This window comes from Achromobacter sp., assembly GCF_036567245.1.
Taxonomy (GTDB): Bacteria; Pseudomonadota; Gammaproteobacteria; order Burkholderiales; family Burkholderiaceae_B; genus Achromobacter.
This window is the reverse complement of record NZ_DATCUY010000084.1, coordinates 1-2,597: the sequence shown is the minus strand read 5'-3', so window position 1 is coordinate 2,597 and position 2,597 is coordinate 1. Positions and strand designations below refer to the sequence as shown.

Annotated in this window: 4 protein-coding genes and 1 pseudogene; 1 reads left to right on the top strand and 4 read right to left on the bottom strand. The window is 67.7% G+C overall.

Features of this window, described 5'->3' with window-relative positions; all coding sequences use genetic code 11:
- Positions 1 to 685 (top strand): SDR family oxidoreductase (locus tag VIR09_RS03445; RefSeq protein ID WP_332011602.1); only part of this gene is annotated, 685 nt, incomplete at its 5' end.
- Positions 686 to 736: 51 nt separating this feature from the next.
- Here VIR09_RS03445 and VIR09_RS03440 read toward each other — a convergent pair.
- From VIR09_RS03440 to VIR09_RS03425, 4 genes and pseudogenes are all read right to left on the bottom strand, one after another.
- Positions 737 to 958: a YMGG-like glycine zipper-containing protein gene (locus tag VIR09_RS03440; protein ID WP_013393765.1), complete on the bottom strand. Its 222-nt coding sequence runs from the start codon at positions 956 to 958 to the stop codon at positions 737 to 739.
- 9 nt (positions 959 to 967) lie between these two features.
- A complete protein-coding gene (locus VIR09_RS03435; protein ID WP_332011601.1) occupies positions 968 to 1,375 on the bottom strand; it encodes a hypothetical protein in 408 nt (135 codons plus the stop codon).
- 144 nt (positions 1,376 to 1,519) lie between these two features.
- Positions 1,520 to 2,242 carry an ABC transporter ATP-binding protein gene (locus tag VIR09_RS03430; protein WP_332011600.1) on the bottom strand — a complete coding sequence of 241 codons (723 nt, stop codon included), beginning with the start codon at positions 2,240 to 2,242 and terminating at the stop codon, positions 1,520 to 1,522.
- Positions 2,239 to 2,597, bottom strand: a pseudogene (locus VIR09_RS03425) (ABC transporter ATP-binding protein); the annotation flags it as partial. The gene VIR09_RS03430 and the pseudogene VIR09_RS03425, both read right to left, overlap by 4 nt.

The window sequence follows — 2,597 nt, the reverse complement described above, 5'->3', positions numbered from 1 at the left end:
CGATGCGACCTGGGCGGACTTGCGCGCGGCGGCGGGCGCGGATGCCGGGCGGCTGCGCATCCGGGTAGCGGACGTGGCCCGCGAATCCGATTGGCTGGCGTTGGCCGGCGAGATCGCGGAGGCGGGCGTGCCGCTCTATGGCCTGGTCAACAATGCGGGAGTGACGCTGCGCAAGACCGTGACGGAGACCACGCACGCGGAATGGCGGCGTCTCCTGGACATCAATCTGGACGGGCCATTCCTCGCGATCCGCAATCTCGCCGGACTGATGCCGGAGGGCGCCGCCATCGTCAACACCTCATCGACGGCTGGCCTGACGGGCTACTTCAGCGCGGCCTACACCGCCAGCAAGTGGGCCTTGCGGGGCCTGACGCGGGCGGCATCGCTGGAACTGGCGGGGCGCGGCATACGCGTCAACACCGTATGCCCAGGCCTGGTGGAAACGCCGATGATCATGCAGCCCAACGCCGTGCATGACGCCGGACGGGCGCGCCTGTTCTATGAAGGCAACCGCGATGCGACGCCGCTGTCGCGCGGCGCGGACGCCGACGAGATCGCGGCGGCGGTGATGTTCCTGTTGGGACCGGAGGCTTCGTTCATTACCGGCGCGGACCTGCCGGTCGACGGCGGCATGACGGGAGGGGGCGTGTACTGGCGGATCGGCAAGTCCACCGGCAATCTGTAGCCGCAGTCCCGGGTGGTGGCCCGGGACTGGTGGCTGCGCAAACAGAAAGGCTTAGTGCTTGTCGCCGTATATGTTGCCGGCTATGCCGCCGGCGGCGGCGCCGATGGCGGCTCCGGTCCAGCCGCTGCCGCCCGCGATGGCGGCAATGCCCGCGCCAGCGGCGGCGCCGATGGCCGCGCCCGACAGCGTGCCTTGCTGCTTGGAACTCATGTTGGTGCAGGCAACCAGCGACCCCATCATGAGGCCTATGGCAATCGATCGGATGACTTTCATGGCTGACTCCTAGCGGGCGCGCTTGGCGGGAGTGGCGGGAGCGGCTGGCGCTGCGGGCGCGACGATTTCGAACCAGAGCGTTTCGACCACGGGCCGGTCCATCCTGCCGGGATTGGCCGCATACCAGCTATCCAGGCTTTCGCGCACGGAGTCCAGCGTGTGGCTCTGCAAGCCCTGGGCGAAGCGCGGGATCAGCGTCTGGTTGGCCGCAGGCGCGCGGCGCTGCTGATAGGCTTGCTCCACTTGGATGAGGTTGGCCATGCCCAGCAGATAGGCCTTTTTCAGGTTTGCGTCGGACTCCGTCCATTGCTTGCCGGTGATGATGGGCGCCGGCTCGGTAGGCGCGGCCACCACCGGCGCGGCGGCCAGCAATGACAGCGCCAGCGCGGCCGGACCTAACAGGTGTTTCACTTTCATCGCATCGCTCCTTGGTGGAACAAAAGATAGAAAAACAACCCAATGACGCCATTCGCGCCGCGCGTTCGCAGGGGCCAGACGGCGGGCGACATCGATCAATTTAGGCTCGAACGCAGGCCGGCGCAAGAGGCGCGCCGGGCAGGGTCAGATTCCCAGATAGGCCTGCTGCACCTTCGGATCGGACAGCAGCGATTGCGCCGGGCCGGAAAGCGCGATGCGGCCGGTCTCCATCACATAGCCGCGGTCGGCGCCCGTCAGCGCCAGGTGGATGTCCTGTTCCACCAGCAGCACCGTGACGCCTTCCTGGCGGATGTCGGCCAGCACGCCCATCAGTTGCTCGACTACCACCGGCGCCAGGCCCAGGCTCATTTCATCGATCATCATCAGTGTCGGCGCGGCCATCAGGGCGCGCGCCATGGCGCACATCTGCTGTTCGCCGCCGGACATGCTGCCGGCAAGCTGGCGGCGCCGTTCCGACAGCCGCGGGAAGTAGGTGTAGACGCGGTCCAGGTCGCGCGCCACATCCGCCTTGCTGCCGCGGCGGTAGGCGCCCATCAGCAGGTTGTCCTGCACCGTCATGCGGTCGAACAGCTGGCGTCCTTCGGGCACTTGCACCATGCCGCAAGCAAAGGCCTCGTCCGGCGTGGAGCGCGACAGTTGCCGGCCGTCCATCACGATGCTGCCCGTGCAGGGCAGCACCCGCGACAGCGCCCGCAACAAGGTGGTCTTGCCCGCGCCATTGCTGCCCACCAGGGCCACGATTTCGGCGCGGCGGACTTCCAGCGCAATGTCGTGCAGCACTGGCAGTTCGCCATAGCCGGCGTTCAGTCCTTCCACCTTCAGCAAGGGGGCGGCGGCGTCGCTCATGCGCGCCTCTTGCCCAGATAGGCCTGCACCACCGCGGGATCGGCCAGCACCTCGCCGGGCGCGCCGTCGGCGATCTTTTCGCCGTGATGCAGCACCAGCAGCCGGTCCGACAGGCTCTTGATGGCTTTGATGACGTGTTCGATCACCAGCACGCTGATGCCGCTGTCGCGGACCTTGCGGATGACCTCGATGACTTCGTCGATCTCGACCAGATTGAGCCCCGCCATGACCTCGTCGCACAGCAGCACCTTGGGTTGCATGGCCAGGGCCTTGGCCAGTTCCAGCCGCTTGCGGCCCGGGCCGCCCAGCTCCTCGGCGCGCTGCTCCGCTGCGCGGCCCAGCCCGACGAAGTCCA